The organism is Vibrio sp. Vb1337 (genome assembly GCF_033338715.1).
GTDB classification, from domain to species: Bacteria; Pseudomonadota; Gammaproteobacteria; order Enterobacterales; family Vibrionaceae; genus Vibrio; species Vibrio alginolyticus.
Map to the genome: position 1 here is coordinate 1 of NZ_JAWOTD010000210.1, position 1131 is coordinate 1131.

Here is a 1131-nt window from a genome sequence, read left to right on the forward strand (position 1 = left end):
GTTGCCACAATCTTGCTCTGCCAGTAGACCAAGCATAGTAGTCAGTACTTTTTCAGCAGAGCCTACAATTGGAAGATCCACTTTGACGTTTTTGGAGATCGACGACGGGTCAATATCAATGTGCATCACTTTCGCATTTGGACAGTACTTCTCAAGGTTATTGGTGGTGCGGTCATCAAAACGTACCCCAATACCGAAGATTAGATCCGCTTCGTGCATCGCCATATTGGCTTCGTAAGTACCGTGCATCCCCAACATACCAAGCGAGTTTTTGTGAGTACCCGGAAATGCACCTAGGCCCATTAAGGTACTGACAACTGGCAGGTTAAGTTTGTCTGCCAGTTCTAAAATATGTTCGTGAGCACCAGAAATGACTGCGCCACCACCGACATAAAGCACCGGTTTTTTCGCTTCAATCAAAGACTTGAGCGCTTTCTTGATTTGGCCTTTATGACCCGAAGTGGTTGGCTTGTATGAACGCATCGAAATGCTTTCTGGATATTGGTAAGGCAGTTTGATTTGCGGATCCATTACGTCTTTTGGCAAATCAATCACAACTGGCCCAGGACGACCCGTTGTTGAAATGTAGAAGGCTTTTTTGATCGTTTCAGGGATATCTTCCGCCTTTTTCACCAAAAAGCTGTGTTTTACTACCGGACGAGAGACGCCCACGATGTCACATTCTTGGAAAGCATCGTTACCAATCAGGCTGTTTGGCACGTTCCCTGAAATCACGATCATCGGAATGGAGTCCATGTACGCCGTTGCAATACCGGTAATGGTATTGGTTGCGCCAGGCCCTGAACATACCAGTACCACACCCGGCTTACCTGTTGCGCGAGCATAGCCATCAGCCATGTGTGTCGCAGCCTGTTCGTGTCTGACTAGTACGTGTTTAATTTGGTCGGTTTTTGCGTGCAGTGCATCATAGATATCCAAAACGGAACCACCCGGATAACCGAAGATCTGCTCTACGTTTTCCTCTATCAGAGATTGCACCACCATCTCTGCACCTGACAACATTGCTGTCATAATTGCTCTCCTTACCCAGAATTCCACACCGTAAGGTCAACGGTTTGGTCTGGTTTTACATAGTCTAGGTCTTATTCGTAGCCTAATCGAAATACTTCC

At 46.7% G+C, this 1131-nt stretch carries 1 protein-coding gene; it reads right to left on the minus strand.

The genetic code is table 11. The features are described 5' to 3' along the window. On the minus strand, positions 1-1032 hold a 1032-nt coding region (ilvB, locus tag R7E42_RS25090; RefSeq protein ID WP_318073253.1), incomplete at its 3' end, for a biosynthetic-type acetolactate synthase large subunit. Positions 1033-1131: the final 99 nt, after the last annotated feature.